Source organism: Streptomyces sp. Je 1-79 (assembly GCF_025195125.1).
Classification (GTDB): domain Bacteria; phylum Actinomycetota; class Actinomycetes; order Streptomycetales; family Streptomycetaceae; genus Streptomyces.
Genome location: NZ_JAMGSL010000005.1, coordinates 280,132 through 299,108 on the forward strand (window position 1 = coordinate 280,132; position 18,977 = coordinate 299,108).

Below are 18,977 nucleotides of genomic sequence, written 5' to 3' on the forward strand. Positions count from 1 at the left end.
CGCCCTTCACACGCGGTGGCCGGACCCGGTGAAGCGCAGCGTCACCAGCTCGAACGGCCGCAGGGCCAGCTCCACGCCCCCGTCCTCCCCGCGCACCGTCCCGGGCGGCACGTCGGCGAGCGGGCGCTCCAGCAGGTCGCACACCGTCACCCCGTCCCAGACGAAGCCGGTCGTGAGGCGGGCCCGTGCCCGTCCGCCCCGCGACTCGTAGAGCCGGACCACGACATCGCCGCCCCGGTCGTCGGCCAGCTTCACCGCGCTGACCACGACGGCGTCGTCGTCCAGGACGACCAGCGGGGCGACGTCCGCGTCCCCGGGCACCCGGCGCTCCGGAAGGCTGATCCCGTAGCCCTCGCGCACGGCGTCGCCGACGGTCGCGCCCGGCACCAGCGCGTGGCGGAACCGGTGCGCCCCCTGGTCCGTGTGCGGATCCGGGAAGCGCGGGGCGCGCAGCAGGGACATCCGTACCGTCGTCGTGGTGCCGCCGTCCTCGGGCCGTACGGTACGGGTCACGTCGTGCCCGTACGTCGACGCCGTGACGAGCGCGACGCCCCAGCCGGGCTCCTCGAAGTGGACGAAGCGGTGGTTGCACGCCTCGAACTTGGCCGCCTCCCAGCTGGTGTTGGTGTGCGTCGGACGGTACAGATGGCCGAACTGGGTCTCCGAGGCGTAGCGGTCGGTGTGCAGATCGAGCGGGAACGCCGCCTTGAGGAACTTCTCCGTCTCGTGCCAGTCGACCTCGGTGTCCAGATCGAGCCGCTTCGCGCCCGCCGCCAGGGTCAGCGTCTGCACCGCGCGCGAGGCGCCGAACGACCGCGTCACCCGTACGGACACGGCCCGCGCGCTCTCGGCGGCGAGCGTGACCTCGTCCGCCTCGGTCAGGTCCACGACGGTGTTGCGGTAGAACTGGTCGACGTCCCAGGCGTCCCACATGTTCGGGAAGTCGGGGTGGATCTGGAGCAGGTTGGCCGCGGCATCGGGGGCCAGCGTCTCCCGCCCGGCCGCGAGATCGAGGACCGACACCACCAGACCGCGCCCGTCCACCGTCACCCGCAGCAGCCCGTTGTCCAGGACGAACCCGCCGCCGGGCAGCCCCTCGGCCGTACAGCCGCCCGCCGCTTCGACGACGGCCCCCGCCCCGCCCGCCGCTTCGACGACGGCCCTCGCCCCGCCCGCCGGGACCCCGGCGCGCTCGTGCGGAGCCGCGTTGAAGACCAGCTCGCCGCCGGCCGCCGGGTCCCCGGCCAACGCCTCCTGCGCCCGGCCGATGATGCCGTTCAGCTCCTCGGCGACCCCTGCGTACGTGCGTTCCGCCTCGCGGTGCACCCACGCGATGGAGGAGCCGGGCAGGATGTCGTGGAACTGGTGCAGCAGCACCGTCTTCCAGATCCGGTCCAACTCCTCGTACGGATACGGCGCTCCGGACCGTACGGAGGCGGTGGCCGCCCACAGCTCCGCCTCCCGCAGCAGGTTCTCGCTCGCCCGGTTGCCCTGCTTGGTCCGCGCCTGACTCGTCAGCGTCGCCCGGTGCAGCTCCAGATACAGCTCACCCACCCACACGGGGGCGTGCGGATACTCCGCCTCGGCCTTCGCGAAGAACTCCGCGGGCCGCTCCCAGCGCACCCGCGCCGAACCCTCCAGGTCCCGCAGCCGGGCCGCCTTCGCGACCATCTCGCGGGTGGTGCCGCCACCGCCGTCGCCCCAGCCGGTCGGCGCGATCGAGTGCCGCGCCCGGCCCTTGTCCTTGAAGTTGCGGACGGCATGGGCGATCTCCTTGCCCCGCATCGAGCAGTTGTACGTGTCGACCGGCGGGAAGTGCGTGAAGATCCGGGTCCCGTCGATGCCCTCCCACCAGAACGTGTGGTGCGGGAACGAGTTGACCTGGCTCCACGAGATCTTCTGCGTCAGCAGCCACTTCGACCCCGCCGCCTTGATGATCTGCGGCAGCCCGCCCGCGAAACCGAACGTGTCCGGCAGCCAGGCCTCCTCGTTCTCGACGCCGAACTCCTCCAGGAAGAACCGCTTGCCGTGGACGAACTGACGGGCCATGGCCTCCGAGCCCGGCATGTTCGTGTCCGACTCCACCCACATGCCACCGGCCGGCACGAACCGCCCCTCCGAGACCGCCTTCTTGACCCGCGCGTACACCTCCGGACGGTGCTCCTTGATCCACGCGTACTGCTGGGCCTGCGACATCGTGTAGACGAAGTCCGGCTCGTCCTCCAGGAGCGCCGTCATGTTGGCCGTCGTCCTGGCCACCTTGCGGACCGTCTCGCGCAGCGGCCACAGCCAGGCCGAGTCGATATGGGCATGCCCGACCGCGCTGATCCGGTGCGCCGACGGCTCGGCAGGCGAGGCCAGCACCTCGGCGAGCCGCTCACGGGCGGCGGCCGCGGTCCCGTTCACGTCCTGGAGGTCGACCGCGTCCAGCGCGCTCTCCACGGCCCGCAGGATCTCCCAGCGGCGGGCGCCCTCCACCGGGAGCTCCGCCATCAGCTCGCCCAGCACCTCCAGGTCGATCACCAGCTGCCACACGGTCTCGTCGAAGACCGCCAGATCCATCCGCGCGAGCCGGTACTGCGGGGCGTCGCCCGCCGTCTCCTTCTCGCCGAGCTCGGTCGGCAGGAAGGGGTGGTAGTCCAGGACGACCGGGTTGGACGCGGCCTCCACATGCAGCAGGACCTCCTCGCCGCCGACCGCCGGGTCGGCGACCCGCACCCACTGGTTGCGCGGGTTGAGGCCCTTCACCGGCGAGCCGTCGGGCCGGTAGACCAGTCCCTCGCACTGGAAGCCGGGCATGTTCGCGTCGAAACCGAGGTCGATCAGGGCCTCGACCGTCCGCCCCGCCCAGGCCGCCGGCACCTCCCCGGAGACGGTGAGCCAGCTCGTGCCCCAGGGCGCACCCCAGGCGTCGCCCGCCGCGATCGGGGTGCGCGGGGCGGCGATCCCCTCGGCCACCGGCACCGGTTCGTCCGGCGCGGTCCAGATCCCGGCCTCCAGGGGCACCGACTCCGGATGGATCGCCGGGCGGATGCGCTCCTCCAGGACGCGCTTGAGACGGGACTCGATCAGGGTGCGGTCGTCATGCATGCCAGTCGCTCCATCACGTAAGAGAGGGTGGTCGTCAGGGCCTGTCGACGTCGTCGACGGTGACCGTCTCGGTGATCCCGCGTGCGGTGAGATGATCGCGGTCCGACGCGCGTGACGCCAGTACGGCCGTCGGCCGCGCGCCGTCCGCGGCCAGCCGCATGAAGGCCTCGAAGAACGCCCCGCCGGGCGCGCACGTCGAACGCTTCGACGCCTCGTCCGGCAGATCGAGGACCAGCGCCGTGGTCCGCGGCCGGGGACGGGAAATGCCGGAGCGGAACTCCGCCACGGCCTCGGCGAGCGCCCGCCCGGCCGGTTTCACCTCCCGGTCGCTGGTCAACAGACCGAGGCTGTACTCCAGTTCGGGGAAGTCGGCGAGCGAGCGGTCGACGTCGTGCGAGCACCACCAGGTGACGCCCCAGACGTCCGGGCAGTCGAGCGCCGCCGCCACCGTCGTACGGGTGAAGCCGGCGGCCCGGTCGGGCGCGATGTGCGGGGCGGGCGCCCCCACCTCCTGGAGCCACACCGGCCGCCCGGGATCCTCGGCCCAGGCCTTCGACAGCTCGATCAGATACGCGGCGTGCTGCCCGGTCGCGACGGAGTCGGCGCCGTAGCGCTGGGCCGTGCCGTTGAAGACCCAGGAGTGCACCGCCGTCACCGCCCCGATCCTGGCCGCATGGGCGGGCGTGAACGGGTGGTCGTCCAGGTACCAGGCGGCGTCGTACTCCGCGTGGAGGTGCAGCCGTCCGGGCGCCGCCCGCTCGCACTCCGCCAGCATCCGCCGCAGCCAGCTCTCCGCCTGGGCCGGGGTGATCCGGTCCGGATCGGGGTGCGGGTCGCCGGAGAACTGGTTGATCTCGTTGCCGAGCGTCATGCCCAGGAAGTTGGGGCGGTCGGCGAGGGCCGAGGCGAGGGTGCGCAGATAGGCGGCCTGGCCGTCGAGCACCTCGGGGTCGGTGAAGAGGTTGCGCCGGTGCCAGGTGAGCGTCCACGAGGGCCGGAAGTCGAAGCTGGACAGATGACCCTGCAGTCCGTCGACGGCGACGCCCAGGCCCCGTTCGGCCGCCGCGTCGACCAGGGTGGCCAGCTGGGCGACCGCACGGGGGCGGATCAGGGTGCGGTTCGGCTGGAAGACGGGCCACAGCGGGAAGACCCGGACGTGGTCCAGGCCGAGGGCGGCGATGGAGTCCAGGTCGGCGCGGACCGCGTCCAGGTCGAAGTCCAGCCAGTGGTGGAACCATCCCTGGCTCGGCGTGTAGTTGACGCCGAAGCGCGGGGCGTCGCCCGGAGCGGGCGTGCGCGCAGGAGTCGTGCTCGGCATGGGGTCCTTTCCACAGGTCATCCCTTGATGGCGCCTTCCTCGACGCCCTTGAAGAAGAACCGCTGGAGCGCGGCGAACACGGCCACGATCGGCAGGAACGCGATCATGGTCCCGGCCGCGATCAGCCGCGGGTTGGCGGTGAACGTGCCGTCGAGGTACTGCAGCCCCACGGTGAGGGTGTACCGCGAGGGATCGTTGAGGACGATCAGCGGCCACAGGAAGTCGTCCCACGCGCCGATGAAGGTGAAGATCACGACGACGCTCAGCATGCCCCGTACGTTCGGCAGCCCCACGTGGATCAGCCGCTGCCACACGTTCGCGCCGTCGACCAGCGCGGCGGCGTCGAGCTCGGGCGGGACTGCCTGGAAGGCCGTGTACATCAGCAGGACGTTCAGCATCGCGATCGCCCCGGGCAGCGCCACCCCGATCAGGGTGTCCGTCAGGCCCATGCTGCGGACCGTCACGTACTGGGAGACGATCGTGACCTCCCCGGGCAGCACCAGCGTGGCCACGAACAGGCCGAGCGCGAGCCGCGCGCCGCGGAACCGCAGCCGGGAGAGCGCGAAGCCCGCCAGGGTGGCCCCGACCACGTTCCCGGCCACCGCGATCGCCGCCACGGTCAGCGAGTTCAGCGCGTACGTCCACACCGGGATGGTGTCGGCGACCTGGGCGTAGTTGGAGAAGGTGACGTCGCGCGGCAGGAAGTCCGGTGTACGGGAGTAGACGTCCTCGCCGGGGCCCTTGAGCGAGGTGGACAGCTGCCAGAGGAACGGCCCGATAGTGAGCAGCAGGACCGCGGTGAGCAGGAGGTACCGGGCCGCCTTCGCGGCCGGTCCGGGTGTGCCGAAACCCCGTGACGCTCGTACGGGCATGGTCAGGACGCCTTCCGGTTCAGCCGGGCGAGGAGCAGCATCGGGCCGATGGTGATCACGAAGAGCAGCAGGCTCAGGGCGGAGGCGTAGCCGATGTGGCCGGTGAAGCCGCGGCTGTACATCTGGATGAGCATCACCACCGACATGTCCCGGCCGCCGGGGCCTCCGGTGCCGTGGGACAGGACGTACAGCTCGGAGAAGACCCGCAGTGCGGAGACCGAGATCAGCACGGAGACCAGCATCATCGTGGTCCGTACGCCGGGCAGGGTGACGTGCCAGAACCGGCGCACGGCGGAGGCCCCGTCGACGGCGGCGGCCTCGTGCAGCTCCCTGCCCACGTTCCCGAGCGCGGAGAGGTAGATGACCATGTAGTACCCGAGGCCCTTCCACACGGTCAGTCCGATGGCGCTGAACAGCAGCAGCCAGCGGTCGGTGAGGAAGTCGACGGGCCGGTCGGTGAGACCGAGCTGCCCGAGCAGACCGTTGAGGAGGCCGCGGTCGTCGAGGAGCCAGCCCCAGATCAGGGCCACGACGACGGCCGAGGCGACCACCGGGGTGTAGAAGGCGGTACGGAAGAAGGTGATGCCCGGCAGCTTCTTCTCCACCAGCAGCGCCAGCAGCAGCGGCAGCAGCGTCAGCAGCGGCAGGCAGATCAGCAGATAGACGATGCTGTTGATCAGGGCGTCGGTCAACTGCTCGTCGTCCAGGGCCCGTTCGTAGTTGGCGAGACCGGTGAAGCGGCCACCGCCCAGTGGCTTGGCGTTGGTGAACGACAGGATCACGGTGTTCACGGCGGGCCACAGGTTGAAGACGACGAGCCAGACGACGGCCGGCCCGGCGAGCAGCCACGGGGTGAACCAGCGCCGGTGTGTCATGGGGTGCCTTCCGGGAGTGGGGAGCGGCGCCGGGGGAAGACGGCGCCGCTCCGGGCCGCTTCTCAGTCCTGCAGCATCTGGTTGGCGCGCTCGACGGCCGTGTCCAGCGCCTCCCGGGAGCCGGCCTGGCCGTTGAGGGCGAGGGCGATCTGCTGGTTGATCACCGTCTTGACCGCCTCGTTGGCCTGGACCGGCTCCAGCATCCGGGCCTTCGCCAGCGAGGCGAACGCCGTGACCTTGGCGTCCCCGGCGTTCGTCCCGTCGCTCTTGCTGAAGAAGGCGTCCGATGCCGAGGCCTTGGTCGAGGGGAAGATGCTGGTGAGATGGGCGAAGGCGGCCTGGTTCTCGGCGTTGGTGACCCAGCGGGCGAGCGCGAGCGCGGTGGCCCGGTTCTTGGTCGCCTTGGAGACCGACAGGCCCTGGACGTACAGCGGCGGGGTGCCCATCGCGGGGGAGGAGACCACCTTGGGCGCGAGGCTCGGGTTGTCGGTGGCCAGCGAGGTGATGTAGTTGCCGCCCGCGGTCGTCCAGGCGGCCGTGCCGGACGAGAACAGCTTGGTGTTGCCCGCGTACGTCTCCGTCAGCACGTCCTTGGGCAGCAGCCCTTCCTTGAACGCGCCGCGATAGGTGTCCAGGACCGCGGCGGCCTCCGGGGTGTTGAAGGTGAAGGTCCTGCCGTCGTCGGACATCAGCTTCACCCCGGCGTTGGCGAAGTCCATCAGCCCCGGCTTGCGGCTCATCAGATAGACCGAGCCGCCGGACTTCTCCTTGACGGTCCTGGCCGCCCCGATCAGCTCGTCCAGCGTCGCCGGCGGCTTCTTCGGGTCGAGGCCGTACCGGGCGAGCAACGTGGAGTTCCAGTAGTTGACGTCGGTGTTGAGGTACCAGGGATAGCCGTACGTACCGTCGTGGCCGGCGAAGCGGTAGGCGGCGGTGCCGCCCTCGACGTAGTCGGCGTCCAGCTTCGGATCGGCGCCCGCCACGTCGAGCAGCATGTTCTGTCTCACCAGCGGCAGCGCGAAGTCCGGCGGCAGGTTGACGACATCGGGCAGCGAGCCCCCGGCTGCCTGGCTCAGTACCTTCTCGGAGTAGCCGTCGCCCGGCTGGTCGAGCCACTCCACGTCGACGCCCGGGTGCTCCTTCTCGAAGGCGTCGATCACGCCCTCCATGTACGCGGTGAACTTCGGCTTCAGGGCCCAGGTCTGGAGCGAGACCTTCCCCTTGACCCCGCCCCCGCCGACGGCGCCCGCGTCGTCCGTGGCGTTCGGGTCGCCGAGGCCGCAGCCGGCGAGTGTCACCGCGGCGACCGCGGCCACGGCCGGCCGTATCCAGTGGCTGCTTGTTCGCATATGAGAGGTCTCCCGGTCTGTTCTGGCGAAGGAGGCAGAGCTACTAAACCGGTCTAGCGATGGGGGACTATGCTCCCGCTACACTCCGCTGTCAAGACAGTGCGCGAGACCGAAGGGGCGCCGCGTGGCCAGACCGACGATCGCCGACATCGCCCGCAGGGCCGGGGTGTCGAAGGGCGCCGTGTCCTTCGCGCTCAACGGCCGGCCCGGGGTGAGCGACGCCACCCGCGAACGCATCCTGCGGGTCGCGGAGGAGATGAACTGGCGCCCCCACAGCGCCGCGCGCGCCCTGGGCGGAGCCCGGGCCGGGGCGGTCGGCCTCGTCCTCGCGCGCCCCGCGCGGACCATCGGTCTCGAACCGTTCTTCGGCCACCTGCTCAGCGGACTGCAGGCCGGGCTCTCCGTGCGCGGCACGGCCCTGAACCTGCTGGTCGTCGAGGACACGGCGGCCGAGATCGAGGTCTACCGGCGCTGGACCTCCGAACACCGCGTGGACGGCTTCGTCCTGGTCGACCTCCAGGTCCGCGACCCGCGGATCCCCGTCCTCGAAGAGCTCGGCGTCCCCACGACCGTGATCGGCGGACCCGGCCGGCACGGCAGCCTGCCGAGCGTCTGGGCCGACGACCGCGAGGCGATGGTGTCGATCGTCGACTACCTCGCCGCCCTCGGCCACCGCCGCATCGCGCACCTGGCCGGACTACCCGCCTTCCAGCACACCCAGCGCCGCATCCGGGCCGTGCGGGACAGCGCCAGGCGCCTCGGACTCACCGAGGCCGTCTCGCTGCCGACCGACTTCAGCGACGCCGAGGGCGCCGCCGCCACCCGCGCCCTGCTCGCCCGGCCGCAGCGGCCGACGGCGATCATCTACGACAGCGACGTGATGGCCGTGGCCGGGCTCGGCGTGGCCACCGAGATGGGGGTGGCCGTCCCCGGCGAACTGTCCATCGTCTCCTTCGACGACTCCGCCCTCGCCCGAATCGTCCACCCCTCGCTCACGGCGCTCTCCCGCGACACCTTCGCCCTCGGCGAGCAGGTCGCACGGGCGCTCCTCGCGGTCGTCGACGACCCGGCGGCGGCGCGGGACGTCAAGAACCCGACACCCCGGCTCACGGTCCGCGAGTCCACCGCGCCGCCCGCCCTTGACCCGGCCAACTAAAGCCGTTTAGCCTCCCGGGGCGAGACGGGCGCCGGCCACGCCCGCCCGGGCCCAGCGCCCGGGCGAGGTCGTAACCGCCCGCCGCGCTCCACCGCGCACGCCCGTACGACCGCACCACGGGGCACCTCCGTGCGGGCCGCACGACAGCACCCCGGCACCACCGCGCCCGCCCGCACCCCGCGCCACCCCTGTGCCCGCCCGCACCACCGCACCCTCCCGCGTACCGACCGACCGCGCACGCTCGTACCACCGCACCTTCCGTACGCCCAGCACCCCCACCCCTCCCGCTGGACCGGAGTATCGGATGAGACGACACCTCCCCCTGCTGACGGTCGCGGCGCTCATCGCCGCCCTGCTCGGCCTCGCCCCCCTCGCGCCCGTCACGGCCCTCGCGTCCGAGGCGCACGCGGCCGCCCAGGCCCCGGCGGCCGCGGGCGATCAGCCGTACGCCTCGTACTGGCACCCCCGCACCCTCCTCGACTGGGACCCGGCCACCGATCCCGACGCGCGGTTCAACCGCTCACGCGTCCCGCTGCGGCCCCGCGTCTCCGACCCCGCGCTGAAGGCCAACGCCAACGCCCGCGCGGGTGAGGGGAATATCGCCGCCCTCGTCTCCTTCGGCCCCACCTCGAACAACCCCTCGCAGGGCTCCGCCAACCCGCACTACTACGCCTTCGGCCACTGGCAGTACATCGACAAGCTGGTCTTCTGGGGTGGTTCCGCGAGCGAGGGGCTGATCCTCGCCCCGAACGCGACCGTCATCGACGCCGCCCACCGCAACGGCGTCAAGGTCTACGGCACCGTCTTCTTCCCGCCGACCGCCTACGGCGGCCAGATCCAGTGGGTGCGCGACTTCGCCACCAAGTCCGGATCCACCTACCCGGTGGCCGACAAGCTCGCTCAAGTCGCCCGGCACTACGGCTTCGACGGCTGGTTCATCAACCAGGAGACGGCGGGCGGCGACGCGGCCCTCGCCACCGAGCTGCGGAACGAGATGCGGTACGCCCGCTCCCTCGGGCCCGTCGAGTTCATGTGGTACGACGCGATGACCGAGTCCGGCGCGGTGAGCTGGCAGGACTCGCTGACCTCCGCCAACGACTCCTTCCTGCAGGAAGGTTCGCAGCGCACCTCGGACTCGATGTTCCTCGACTTCGGCTGGAGCGCCTCAGGGCTCGGCTCCTCGCGCTCCCTCGCCCGGAGCCTCGGCCGCAGCGAGTTCGAGCTCTACTCCGGCATCGACACCGAGGCGAACGGCTACAACACCTCCGTCCCCTGGGCCTCGGTCTTCCCCGCCGGGCAGCCGCATGTCACCTCCCTCGGCATCTACCGTCCCGAGTGGACCTTCACCTCGTCCGCCGGACGCGCCGACTCCCACGCCCGCGAGGCCCGTTACTGGGTCGGCGCCAACGGCGACCCGTCGAACACCACGACGACCTCCGCCTGGAAGGGACTCGCCCACTACGTGCCCGAGTCCTCGGCCGTCACCGCCAAACCGTTCGTCACCTCGTTCGGCGCCGGGCAGGGCGACTTCTTCCACTCCGGTGGCGTACGGGTCTCGTCCACCGGCTGGAACAACCTCTCCCTCCAGGACGTGCCGCCCACCTACCGCTGGCTGGTCGCCTCCAGCGGCTCCAGGCTCACGCCGTCCATCGACTTCACCGACGCCTACGAGGGCGGCTCCTCCCTGCGTCTGACCGGCACCCTGGACGCCGCCAACACGGTCCGGCTCTACCAGACGAAGCTGCCGGTCGCCCCCGACACCCGACTGTCCGTCATCCTGAAGACCCCGGCCGCCGGGCCCACCCGGCTCAAGGCCGCCGTCTCCTTCACCGACGCGCCGACGGCTTTCACCACCCTCGACCTCGGCTCGACCACCACCACAGGCTGGGAACGCAAGACGCTCGACCTGTCGGCCTTCGCCGGCCGGACCATCGCCCAGATCGGCCTGGAGGCCGCCGGCTCTGTCCACTCGTACGACATCAGGGTGGGACAGCTCGCGGTCCACGACGGAGCCGTGGACACCGCCGCCGCACCGACCGGGTTCACCGTCCTGGGCGCCACCGACGTCAGCGCCGGCGCCAAGTCCCTGCGCCTCGCCTGGACGCCCTCCGCCTCCGGATCGGTCCACCACTACGAGGTCTACCGGCGGAACGCCGACTCCTCCCGTACCTTCCTCGGCGCCACCCCCAACGACGCCCTCTTCGTGCCCCGGCTCGACCGTGCCGGTACGGAGACGTCGACGACCCTCGACGTCGAGGCGGTCTCCACCGAGTACGGCCGCTCGCCGGCCGCCACCACCACGGTCGCCTGGGCCCCTGGCGGCAGCGAGTCCAACCTCGCCGTCGGCCGTCCGGCGACCGCCTCCGGCCAGTGCAACAGCGGCGAGACCCCGGCCAAGGCGGTCAACGGCTCCGTCTCCGGCGGCACGGCCGACAAGTGGTGCACCACGACCTCGGCGAAGTGGCTGGAGGTCGACCTCGGCGCGGCCCGCGCACTCGACCGGCTCACGGTGAAGCACGCGGCGGCGGGCGGGGAGAACGCGTCCTGGAACACCCGGGACTTCACCCTGCAGGTCCGGGGCTCCACCACGGACCCCTGGACGACGGTCGCGACCGTCACCGGCAACACGGCGGCCACCACCACGCACCCGGTGTCCGCCACGGCACGCTACGTACGTCTGCAGATCACCCGGCCCGCCCAGACGACGGATCCCGCCGCACGGATTTACGAATTCGAGGCCTGGGGGTCTTGACCGGGGAGAAATAAGGAGGAAAATCCCATATACACCAGAAAACCAGAGCGAGCCGCACTCGTCGGCGAAGACGTTCGCCGACCCGCGTGACCCACTCGCTGGCTCTGGCCAGGCCCCCGGCAGATCCTCCCGGAACTCAGGCTTTTCGGCGACGACCGAAATGCCCGAGTGCGGAGACGGACTACCGGGGACTGCATGTGTGGGGGCCTTTTCGAACCGGAGCGGGATCGCGCTTGGCCGGTGTCCCCGCGATCACCGTCAGCCACGCAGCGACTTGCCCTGCTGCTCCAGCGTCTCGGAGATGATGCGTACGGCCTTCGGGCCGACTCCGTGCATGGCCAGGAGCTCGCGCCGCGTGCGCCGCGCCACCTGGTCCAGGGTCTCCAGTCCCGCGCCGAGCAGAGCCCGCGTCGCCGGCCTGCCGATGCCGGGCGGCAGGTCGCCACCGGGTTCGTCGGCCGCGGCCTCCGCGGCGGCCGGCGATGCCGCGAGTCGCTTCGGGGCCCGGCCGAACCAGGCGGCCCGGACCAGGGCGTTCAGGTCCTTGCCGTCGATGTCGGCCAGCGGCACGCGGAAACCGATCGGCCTGCCCGCCCGGGCGAGGTGTTCGCCGGTCGCGTGCGCGGTCAGTGCGGCTTCGGTCTCGTCCTGCGACAGTCGCAGGGTGACGTGGCCGTCCTTCGCCGCCGACACGAAGCCCTTGCCCCGCACGGAGAAGGCGACCCGGCCGCCGGACGTGCCCTCCTCGACCTCCGGGAGGGCCAGCGCGTACGCGCGCAGGTGAGCCAAGGTAGTCACCCGCGCAGTGATCCACGGCCGAGCGGACAGGGGGCTCAGGCGGTCCGGGCGCGGTAGAGGTCTCGTAGCAGCGCGATCTCGGCGCCGTGGTGCAGGACTTCCTGGTTGACCCACCAGACGACGTCCAGGAAGGGGTCCTCCGGATCGCTCCCGTGCGGATACGTGCTGTGTCCGACGGTGTCGAGCGCCGTGTCGTCGGCCGCGAGCAGCGCCTTCCGCCACGCCTCCGCCCCCGCCTCGAACGCCTCGACCGCGCCCGCCGCGTCGCCGCGGCTGCGGTAGTCGTCCCGGGTCAGGCCGTGGGTGCCGGCGGTGTGGTCCGCGCGGAGCGTGAGGAGCTCGCTCAGGTGGCTCAGCCGCCACGCGATCGTGGTGAACGGCGGCGGAGCGGGATGCGGAGGAGGGGTGGCGTCGCGCCCCCAGTCCCCGGCGCCGGTCAGCACGGTCGCCCGCGGGCCGGGCCCGGCCTCGCGGCGACGGACGGACCAGCACTCCGGAACGGGCTCCCAGAGGTACTCCTCGTCCGTCATCGGGACGACCTCGACGTCCGTGCCGTTCCCGCTGTCCACGAACGGCCCCGCCATCCGGTGCCGGAGCCTCTCGCGCGCGAAGTCGAACTGTTCCAGGAGCGGGATCAGGCGGGACGGCAGGGGCATGGAACGTCTCCGGGTGAGAGGGGCGAGGCCGCCCGTACCCTGGCACACCCCGGCCGCGCGGCGCGCCCGGTTTTCCTGCCGTCCGGATTCAGGGGGTGCGCACGGTCAGTTCCAGCCACTCCAGCGCCGCGTCCGCCCGGAACTCCGCCTGCCCGCCCGGGAAGAGCAGATCGGCCGTCCGGAACGCCGGATCGTCGGCCGTCGCCGTCACGTACGGCAGTGCCACGCACCGCATCCCCGCCGCCCGCGCCGCCATGGCGCCGGGCACCGCGTCCTCGAACACCACGCACCGCGCCGGTGTCGTGCCGAGCCGCCGCGCGGCCTCCAGGAAGATGTCCGGCTCCGGCTTGCCGCGCCCGACCTCCTCCGCGGAGACCAGCGTCGTCAGAAACGCGCTCAGGCCGGTGCCGGCCAGGACCGCCTCGATCGCGGCGCGGGACGAACCGGAGGCCACCGCCATGGGTACGCCCGAGGCGTGCAGGCGCTCCACGAAGGTCCGCATCTCCGGGTAGACGGGGGTGGAGGCCCGCGCCAGCTCCAGATAGCTCCGGTTCGTGGCGTCGAGCAGCTCGTCGACGGGCGCGTCGATCCCGTACCGCTCGCCCAGGATCTCCAGCGTCTCCCGGGTCCCCGTCCCGATGAACCGGGTGTGCCGCTCCCAGTCGAAGTCCGTGTCGCCGGCGAACGCGGTCAGGGTTCGCCAGGTGGCCTCGTAGTAGTTCGGCTCGCTGTCCACCAGCGTTCCGTCGAGATCGAAGATGACCGAAGCGGGGGAAGTGCTCATGAGGTCAATCATCTCAATTCGCCCGAGTCGCGCGATCGGCCCGCCGCGAACCGCCCGCCGGGATGGGCCCGCGGGGACGGACCTGCCGGGATGGCCCGCGGGGCGGGCCGGCCGTTCAGCTCTTGCGGGCCGACGCCCGCCCCACCGACTCCACCAGCGGCAGCAGCCGGTACGGCACCCGCTCGCGCAGCGCCATCTCCGTACGCGTCCTGACCACCCCCGGCAGCTGGATCAGCCGCTGGATCACGTCCTCCAGGTGGCCGTTGTCCCGGGCCACCACCCGCGTCAGCAGATCCCCGCCGCCGGTGATCGAGAACGCCTCGACGATCTCCGGCACCGCGGCCAGCGCGTCCCCGACCTCGTCCAGATGGCCTTGGGTGACCTCGATGTGGACGAACGCGAGCACCGGGTGGCCGAGCGCGGCGGGGGAGAGGAACGGACCGGTCGCCGTGATCACGCCGTCCCGCTCCAGCCGGTCGATCCTGGCCTGCACCGTGCCACGGGCCACCCCGAGGATCCGCGCGTACTCGCGCACGCTGGTGCGCGGCTGCTCGATCAGGAGCCGCAGAATCCGGGTGTCGAGCTCGTCCAGCGCCATGGTCCGTTGGCTCCCTTCTGGCCGTCGCCATCCATCGGCGACTGTACCAATGGTCCAGTGTCGCGGCCATCGGTTGAGCCAGTGGGTACCCAGGTGTTTTCCTCTGAGAACAGTAGTGAAGACATGGCGCCGCGCAGGCGCCGGACCGGCGACGAGGCCGGAACCGGACCGCGGCGCCTTTCCCATGTCCCGAGGCCGCCACAAGCAGGCCGGGGCACGAGAAGACGCGAAGAGGGTGTGTGTACGGCAGTGGGGGCGGAACAACCGTCGTGAAGAACCTCCGGGCAGCCGGCCGTCGGCTGGTCACGCTCATGTTCGTGGCCCCCGATCCGGGCCGCGTCCGGCTGCGCGTCTCCTCGCGCGCCGTCCTCGCCATCGGCCTCGCGGTCGCCGCGGCCGAACTCTGCGGGCTGTCCCTCACGGCCTCGATCACCGGCGGCCTCGCCGCCCTGCTCGCGCTCTTCACCGTCGGCGACCCCACCGTGCGCCGCCAGGCCGTGACGACCGCCCTGCTCCCCGCCGTCGGCTTTCCCGTCCTGGCCCTCGCGACCGCGCTGCACGGCGTGCCGCTGCTGCGGGACGCGTCCTGGCTCCTCGTGGTCTTCGCGGGCGTGTACGCGCGCCGCTGGGGGCCTCGGGGACACGCGCTGGGGATCTTCGCCTTCATGATGTTCTTCGTCACCCAGTTCCTGCACGCGCTGCCCGCGCAGCTGCCGGAGCTGTACGCGGCGGTGGGCCTGGCCCTCGGCGCCGCGGGAGCGGTCCGCTTCGTGGCCTGGTGCATCGAGCGGCGCGTCCCGCCGCCGGCCGCCCCCGCCCCGCTGCCCGGCAGGGGCCTGGACCGGCCCACCACCCGTCAGGCGTTTCAGGCGACCGTCGCCTGCGCCGTCGCGCTCGCCGCCGGCCAGTTCCTCTCGCAGGAGCGCTGGTACTGGGCCGTCGGCACCGCTTGGTGGATCTTCGTCAACACGGCCTCCCGGGGGGAGACCCTGGTCCGCGGCTTCCGTCGCGTCGTCGGCACGGTCACCGGCATCGCCGCCGGTTTCCTGATCGCGGTCCCGCTGGCCGGCGCGCCCGCCCCGACGGCCGCGCTGGTCGCCGTGTGCGTCTTCGGGATCTTCTACACGGCTCCGCTCTCGTACAGCTGGATGATGTTCTTCGTCACCGTCATGGCCGGGCTGCTGTACGGGCTCCTCGGCGTGCTGCACCCGGGTCTGCTGGTGCTGCGTTTCGAGGAGACGGCGGTGGGCGCGCTCGGCGCGGCCGTCGGCGTCGCGCTGCTGCCGGTGACCACGCACGCGGCCACCAACGCGTGGATCGAGCGGGCCGTGACCTGCGTGCACGCCTGCACCACCGCGGCGGCGCGGCGGCTCGCCGGTGACCCGCAGGCCGATCCGGCGCCGCTCGCCGCCGAGCTGGAGGTGCTGCTCGGCAGGGTCCGGCTCTCGCTCGCGCCCCTGGTTCACCCGCTGAGCCCGCTGCGGGCCCGCAAGGCACGCGCCCGCCGGGTACTCGCGCTGCTCGACGACTGCGCCCGGGAGATCCGGGGCCTCACGGCGGTCGCCACGGACCCGGACGCCTCGCACGACGCCCGGCTCGCCGCGGCGGCCTGGCGGGTCGAGACCGCCGTCCACGCGCTGGTCCCGCCGGTGGGCCCGGGGCGCCGCGCCACCGCCTCGGCGCCCGGCGCCCCGACCCACCACCCGGGCGCCGAGGCGGCGCTCGGCCACCTCCACGGCCTGGAACAAGCCCTGGTGGCTCTGGCGGCCCCGGTCCGCACGTCCCCCAGCGCCCCCCTGGTCCCGGCAGCCTGAGCCACCTGCGCCGCGGGGTCGCTCCGCGGGCAGGTGCGGCGCGGGGTCGCCCCGGGGGCGGGCGATCGGGCCGCCCGGGGGCACGTGCGGCGCCGAGGCCGCGTGCCCCGGGGCCGGGCGACCGGGTCGCCCCACGCGCGCGTGGGGCGCCGGGTCGCATCCCCCGGGTCGGGCGGCGGCGGGGTCGCCCCCACCGGCGCGGTGCGATGCCCCGGGCCCTGCCCTGCGACGTCGGGTCGCCCCCACCGGCGCGGTGCGATGCCCCGGGCCCTGATTGCCCCGCGTGGCGCTTCGGCGCCCACCGACCTGTGACCTGCCCACGGTGGGCTGTGCGGGCGTCCCAGAAGGGTCCAGGCGGCTTGTGAGGGCCGCCAGCGCGCCCCTGGGGCACCCACCCGGCCTGGAAGGTGCCTGGCGGCCCCTCAGGCCTCCCCGCCCGGCCGGGGGCCTTGTCGCCCTGCCCGGGCGGTCACCCACCGCCTTGAGCACGCCCACGCCACCGCGTACCGACGCTGCCCCGGCCGACGCCGCCGCGTACTCGCGCCGCCCACGCCACCGCGCCGTCCACGCCCCCACGCACCCGCGCCGCCCCGACCCGCGCGACCCCGGCCCGCGCCCCCTCACGCCCCTACGCCCCACGCCCCACGCCACTCGGCCACCTCCCCGCATGATCCAACTTGGTCTAGACCGCCTGCTAACGTCGGCCCCGACTCCGGGGCCGTCGGACGACCGCCCCTGCCGAGAGGGGAGACGCCATGGGCGGGACAGACGTGCGTGAACCGGGACGGGCTTTCATCGGGTCCTTCACCTCCGCGGGGGGCCGCGGCATCCTCGCCGCCGACGTGGACCCGGCCACCGGCGCCCTCACCGTCACCGGTGCGACGGACGTCCTCCCCGACCCCTCCTACCTCGCCCTCGCCGGCCCGCTCCTCTACGCCGTCTCCGAGGCCGAGGAGGGTGCCGTGGCCGCCTTCGACGTCTCCGGTGGCGCACCCAGGCCCCTCGGCGCCCCCGTGGCCGTGCGTGGCGCAGGGCCGACCCATCTCGCCGTCGCCGCGGGTCACGTCCTCACGGCCAACTACACCTCCGGCAGCGTCACCGCCCTGCCCGTCACGGCCGACGGATCCCTCGACGCCGCCGCCGTCGTCGCCCTGCACGAGGGTTCCGGACCCGTCGCCGACCGCCAGAGCGCCCCGCACGCCCACCACGTCCTGCCGGCCCCCGGCGGCCCCTGGGCGGCCGCCGTGGACCTCGGCACCGACTCCGTACGGATCTACGCCCTCCACCCCGTCACCGGGGCGCCGAAGCCGCACGGCGAGACCCCGCTCCGCCCCGGCACGGGCCCGCGCCACCTGGCCTTCCACCCCGCAGGCACCCACGCCTACGTGGTGAACGAGCTGGAGCCCACCCTCACCGTCTGCCGCTGGGATGCCGCGACAGGCACCCTGGAGCCGCTCGGAGAGACCTCCGTGGTCCCCGAGGGGTCCGCAGGGCCCGACTACCCCTCCGAGGTCGTCGTGGCCCCCGACGGCCGCTTCCTCTGGGTCGCCGTGCGCGGCGCCGACACCATCGCCGTCCTCGCCCTCGACCCGGGCGGCGAGAAGGCCGAGTTCCGGGCCGCCGTCCCCTGCGGCGGGCGCTGGCCGCGCGACCTCGCCCTCGGCCCGACGGGGCGGCGGCTGTACGCGGCGAACGAGCGCTCCGGCGACGTGACCTGGTTCGACGTCGACCCGGAGAGCGGCATCCCGCACCGGGCGGGGTCGGTCGACGCCCCGGCGGCCTCCTGCGTGGTCTTCAGCGGGAACGGCCGGCACGGCTGACAAGGCGAAACGGCACGGCTGACACGGCGAAACGGCGAAGGGCCCGCCACCGGACGTGTCCGGTGCGGGCCCTTACGCATCCGCTCAGTGAGCCGGGGCTCCCTGCGGCTGCTGCGGGGCGATGCCCAGCGCGGCCGTGTACTGCGAGAGCACCAGCTTGCCGATCGCCGGGTAGGCGCCCAGCGGCTCGGCGGCGGCGCAGCCCGCCTCCTTGGCGGCCGCGTCGAGCAGGCCGTCGGCCAGCTCGGGGCCGATCAGGTACGGGGCGAGGGCCAGCTGCTCCGAGCCGGAGCCGCGCAGCTGCTCGGCGATCGCGGTGATCGAACCCTCCTGGTCCAGCGCGGCGGCCATCACCGGGACGGCCAGGCGCGCGGCCAGCAGCATGCCGGTGATGCCGGCGGCCTGCACGGCCTCCTCGCCGCCGACCGTGGCGAGCACGATGCCGTCGGCGGCCGTGGCGACCGTGAAGAGCCGCGCGCGGTCGGCGCGGGCCAGACCGGCCTCCGACAGACGCACGTGCAGCGCCTCGGCGAGCAGCGGGTGCGGACCGAGGACGTCCGTCAGCTCGGCAACGTTGCCGCTGTCCATCACGGCCTGGCGGATCCGGCGCATCAGCGCGCTGTCCGGGCCCGCGAGCAGCGGGACGACGACGGCGGCCGGACCCTCGGGGGCGCTGACCTCGCGGCCGGCGGCCACGGCCAGCTGGTACCGCTCGGTGCGCAGGGCCTCGGCCCGCGCCAGCACGCCTCCCAGCGTGGGGTACTCGGCGTCGTCACCGTCCAGGTAGCCGATCGCGGCCTCCAGGCCGGGCAGCTCGGAACGGGCGATGCTCACGACCTCTTCGGCCAGCGAGCGTATGGCGGCCGACGGCACACCGGGGACAGCGAGAACCAGCGCGGGAGCGCCCTCGGGCGCCGCCACGGGTTCGGGGCGACGGTGTCGTCCGGGCTGGCGGGGTCGCGGCATTCGTACAGGCAGGCCGGAAGCAGGCCCAGTGGGGGAGCTCATGCGGCCGCATGCTACTGGTTTTGACCGCCGAGCACTGCGGTGAGGTGCAGCAGAGCGTTATCTGCCCCTCTTTGTCCGAAGCGCCGC

14 protein-coding genes are annotated in these 18,977 nt (G+C 73.0%); 4 read left to right on the top strand and 10 right to left on the bottom strand.

Annotated features, from left to right (window positions below; all coding sequences use genetic code 11):
- Positions 1-6: 6 nt before the first annotated feature.
- The 5 genes from M5362_RS11780 to M5362_RS11800 form a co-directional block, all read right to left on the bottom strand.
- Positions 7-3,090, bottom strand: coding sequence for a glycoside hydrolase family 38 C-terminal domain-containing protein (locus tag M5362_RS11780; RefSeq protein WP_308354868.1), 3,084 nt, complete (start codon positions 3,088-3,090; stop codon positions 7-9).
- Between the two features lie 34 nt (positions 3,091-3,124).
- Positions 3,125-4,408 carry a glycosyl hydrolase gene (locus M5362_RS11785; RefSeq protein WP_260227400.1) on the bottom strand — a complete coding sequence of 428 codons (1,284 nt, stop codon included), beginning with the start codon at positions 4,406-4,408 and terminating at the stop codon, positions 3,125-3,127.
- Between the two features lie 17 nt (positions 4,409-4,425).
- Positions 4,426-5,280: a carbohydrate ABC transporter permease gene (locus M5362_RS11790; RefSeq protein WP_260227401.1), complete on the bottom strand. Its 855-nt coding sequence runs from the start codon at positions 5,278-5,280 to the stop codon at positions 4,426-4,428.
- Positions 5,281-5,282: 2 nt separating this feature from the next.
- The gene (locus M5362_RS11795) at positions 5,283-6,155 is read right to left on the bottom strand and encodes a carbohydrate ABC transporter permease (RefSeq protein WP_260227402.1); all 873 of its coding nucleotides are present in this window, start codon (positions 6,153-6,155) and stop codon (positions 5,283-5,285) included.
- Positions 6,156-6,217: 62 nt separating this feature from the next.
- Positions 6,218-7,504 (bottom strand): ABC transporter substrate-binding protein, encoded by a 1,287-nt coding sequence (locus M5362_RS11800; RefSeq protein ID WP_260227403.1) that lies wholly within the window; start codon positions 7,502-7,504, stop codon positions 6,218-6,220.
- A 124-nt stretch (positions 7,505-7,628) separates the two neighbouring features.
- Here M5362_RS11800 and M5362_RS11805 point away from each other — a divergent pair, with 124 nt between their 5' ends.
- Positions 7,629-8,660: a LacI family DNA-binding transcriptional regulator gene (locus M5362_RS11805; protein WP_260227404.1), complete on the top strand. Its 1,032-nt coding sequence runs from the start codon at positions 7,629-7,631 to the stop codon at positions 8,658-8,660.
- 304 nt (positions 8,661-8,964) lie between these two features.
- Entirely contained in the window at positions 8,965-11,412 is a 2,448-nt protein-coding gene (locus M5362_RS11810) for a discoidin domain-containing protein (protein WP_260227405.1), read from the top strand.
- Positions 11,413-11,670: 258 nt separating this feature from the next.
- Here M5362_RS11810 and M5362_RS11815 read toward each other — a convergent pair whose 3' ends face one another.
- The 4 genes from M5362_RS11815 to M5362_RS11830 all read right to left on the bottom strand — a co-directional run bounded on the left by M5362_RS11815 (position 11,671) and on the right by M5362_RS11830 (position 14,248).
- Positions 11,671-12,210 (bottom strand): helix-hairpin-helix domain-containing protein, encoded by a 540-nt coding sequence (locus M5362_RS11815; protein WP_260227406.1) that lies wholly within the window; start codon positions 12,208-12,210, stop codon positions 11,671-11,673.
- 35 nt (positions 12,211-12,245) lie between these two features.
- Positions 12,246-12,866, bottom strand: a complete 621-nt coding sequence (locus M5362_RS11820; protein WP_260227407.1) for a DinB family protein — start codon at positions 12,864-12,866, stop codon at positions 12,246-12,248.
- A gap of 88 nt (positions 12,867-12,954) precedes the next feature.
- Positions 12,955-13,650: an HAD family phosphatase gene (locus tag M5362_RS11825; protein WP_260227408.1), complete on the bottom strand. Its 696-nt coding sequence runs from the start codon at positions 13,648-13,650 to the stop codon at positions 12,955-12,957.
- Positions 13,651-13,765: 115 nt separating this feature from the next.
- Positions 13,766-14,248 carry an Lrp/AsnC family transcriptional regulator gene (locus tag M5362_RS11830; protein ID WP_260227409.1) on the bottom strand — a complete coding sequence of 161 codons (483 nt, stop codon included), beginning with the start codon at positions 14,246-14,248 and terminating at the stop codon, positions 13,766-13,768.
- A gap of 311 nt (positions 14,249-14,559) precedes the next feature.
- On the opposite strand from M5362_RS11830, the gene M5362_RS11835 reads away from it, so the two are divergent.
- Complete coding sequence (locus M5362_RS11835; protein WP_260227632.1) at positions 14,560-16,062, top strand: FUSC family protein; 1,503 nt, start codon at positions 14,560-14,562, stop codon at positions 16,060-16,062.
- A 755-nt stretch (positions 16,063-16,817) separates the two neighbouring features.
- Positions 16,818-17,882, top strand: coding sequence for a lactonase family protein (locus M5362_RS11840; protein WP_260227410.1), 1,065 nt, complete (start codon positions 16,818-16,820; stop codon positions 17,880-17,882).
- A gap of 84 nt (positions 17,883-17,966) precedes the next feature.
- Here M5362_RS11840 and M5362_RS11845 read toward each other — a convergent pair whose 3' ends face one another.
- Positions 17,967-18,890 carry a sirohydrochlorin chelatase gene (locus tag M5362_RS11845; protein WP_260227411.1) on the bottom strand — a complete coding sequence of 308 codons (924 nt, stop codon included), beginning with the start codon at positions 18,888-18,890 and terminating at the stop codon, positions 17,967-17,969.
- Between the last annotated feature and the right edge of the window lie 87 nt (positions 18,891-18,977).

What these genes read in the sequence shown, in the direction of transcription:
- M5362_RS11800 (WP_260227403.1), bottom strand. Translation starts at nt 7,504, where the DNA reads ATGCGAACAAGCAGCCACTGGATACGGCCGGCCGTGGCCGCGGTCGCC.
- M5362_RS11820 (WP_260227407.1), bottom strand. Translation starts at nt 12,866, where the DNA reads ATGCCCCTGCCGTCCCGCCTGATCCCGCTCCTGGAACAGTTCGACTTC.
- M5362_RS11830 (WP_260227409.1), bottom strand. Translation starts at nt 14,248, where the DNA reads ATGGCGCTGGACGAGCTCGACACCCGGATTCTGCGGCTCCTGATCGAG.
- M5362_RS11795 (WP_260227402.1), bottom strand. Translation starts at nt 6,155, where the DNA reads ATGACACACCGGCGCTGGTTCACCCCGTGGCTGCTCGCCGGGCCGGCC.
- M5362_RS11845 (WP_260227411.1), bottom strand. Translation starts at nt 18,890, where the DNA reads ATGAGCTCCCCCACTGGGCCTGCTTCCGGCCTGCCTGTACGAATGCCG.
- M5362_RS11825 (WP_260227408.1), bottom strand. Translation starts at nt 13,650, where the DNA reads ATGAGCACTTCCCCCGCTTCGGTCATCTTCGATCTCGACGGAACGCTG.
- M5362_RS11780 (WP_308354868.1), bottom strand. Translation starts at nt 3,090, where the DNA reads ATGCATGACGACCGCACCCTGATCGAGTCCCGTCTCAAGCGCGTCCTG.
- M5362_RS11785 (WP_260227400.1), bottom strand. Translation starts at nt 4,408, where the DNA reads ATGCCGAGCACGACTCCTGCGCGCACGCCCGCTCCGGGCGACGCCCCG.
- M5362_RS11810 (WP_260227405.1), top strand. Translation starts at nt 8,965, where the DNA reads ATGAGACGACACCTCCCCCTGCTGACGGTCGCGGCGCTCATCGCCGCC.
- M5362_RS11790 (WP_260227401.1), bottom strand. Translation starts at nt 5,280, where the DNA reads ATGCCCGTACGAGCGTCACGGGGTTTCGGCACACCCGGACCGGCCGCG.
- M5362_RS11840 (WP_260227410.1), top strand. Translation starts at nt 16,818, where the DNA reads ATGGGCGGGACAGACGTGCGTGAACCGGGACGGGCTTTCATCGGGTCC.
- M5362_RS11835 (WP_260227632.1), top strand. Translation starts at nt 14,560, where the DNA reads ATGTTCGTGGCCCCCGATCCGGGCCGCGTCCGGCTGCGCGTCTCCTCG.